The organism is Campylobacter sp. 2352 PW (genome assembly GCF_024723575.1).
Taxonomy (GTDB): Bacteria; Campylobacterota; Campylobacteria; order Campylobacterales; family Campylobacteraceae; genus Campylobacter_D.
The window spans coordinates 1-1,710 of record NZ_JANQCX010000031.1 but is presented as its reverse complement, the minus strand read 5'-3'; the positions used below and the strand labels follow the sequence as shown (position 1 = coordinate 1,710).

Below are 1,710 nucleotides of genomic sequence, written 5' to 3'. Positions count from 1 at the left end.
AGCATTAATATTACCCATATTTACCACATTGCCTGCTTTTTGTGGCTTAAATACAGGGGAGAAAGTTGTATAATCTATAACTTTTCCATTTGTATATTTTCCATCTGCAAACTCTTGCATACTTTTATTATCCATCGACGAAGTCGAAGCTACAAAGCGATTAGCATTGATAGTTCCTGTTTTAGTAATGATTACTCCATTAGGATTAATTAAAAAAACATTATTATTGCCAGCTTCTAATATACCTGCTATAGTAGATTTGCTAGTTCCATGAGCAATGTTTAGATAGTTTTGTCCACTTTGTCCTTTTCCAAAATTAACCTGTGCATCTTTACCTATGCTAAAACCACCACCCCATTGTATGACTGAGTTTGGTCCTTTACCCATAATATCCATATTATTACCATTAATATTTATACTCCCACTAGTCCCATGGGTAAATTTACCTCCACTAGGTAATTGATTTGGATTGATTGCCATTAGTGGAGAAAATAACATTGATACCGTTACACCTGAGAGTATGATGTGATTTGCTAGCTTTTTCATAATTAATCCTTTTGGTATATTGCTTTAGTTTAAATTCACTACTATGCTTTTTGCATCTTTACTTACACTTAGAGTGTATTTAGCTTTTTGAACTTTTGCTTTGATGTTTTTATGTAAGCTTTGATTATTTTTAGTGATAGTTTCTAATAAGCTTTGTAAGTCTTTTTGATTTAGATGTTTATTGTTTGCATCTACAAAGCCTTTTTCACTTTGCATTAAAATAAAGCTTTTATTTTTTACATTATTGCTTGTATATACATTAATAGAACTATCTTTAGAAAGATTAATAGCTTCTTTAGCACTTAAATAAGTTTTAGTATCATCTTTTAAGATAAAGCTATAATGATCAAAGTTATTAATAATATTTGCTTTTATATTTGTATTTAATACTAAATGATTATTAGTACCACTTTTATGCATTATAGCTTTTGATATAAAGTTATTATCTTCTTTAGTTTGTAAAAAGCTACCTGCTAATACTTCTATATTAGTATTATTAAAAATATTAGTATTACCACTTAGATATAAGGTATTATTATAGCTTTTATCATTTTCACTATATACACCAGAAGCACTTATAAATATAGCTTTGTTGTTTTTATACTCATCTATATTTAAATTATTTATATGAGTATAATTATCATGAGTATTCTTAGCTATACCTGCACTAATTACTATTTCCCCTTCTCTTTTATCAGAAGCTGTACCTAGAGCTAAATTATCAAAGATAAAAGTATTATTAGCACTTTCAGTTTTAGCATTAATAACATAAACATTAGAGCTAGCTGCACTTGAATAATCTTTAATATTTAAAGTATTATTATTAGCGCTTTCATTCGCTCTTAAAATGATTTTAGAACCTTTATCTATATTAGAAGCATTCGATAAAGATTGTACAAGATTATATTTTATAGTGTTTTTTTCTAAATTATCAGCTTCTATAATAGTAGTGAGGTTTCTACCTGATTTTACATTATCTAAAACTATACTATTAGCATTAGCACTACTTGCATAATAATCTTTATTATCCAAACTAACCTTACTTACTCCATATAAGTATAAAGGTATAGCTATGTTTGAGTTTTTAATATGAATGCTATTATTGTTTGCTTTAGAGCTTAGAGTTTGTGCTGCTGTGATTTGAATTTTATCTTGATGGTTTTC

General features: G+C 27.5%; 1 protein-coding gene and 1 pseudogene. Both read right to left on the bottom strand.

The window, feature by feature from the left end; translation table 11 throughout:
• Nucleotides 1-546, bottom strand: a 546-nt coding sequence (locus tag CAMP5121_RS07950) for a two-partner secretion domain-containing protein (protein WP_337215289.1), incomplete at its 3' end; no start/stop codon positions are given.
• Between the two features lie 24 nt (nt 547-570).
• Nucleotides 571-1,710, bottom strand: a pseudogene (locus tag CAMP5121_RS07945) (hypothetical protein); the annotation flags it as partial.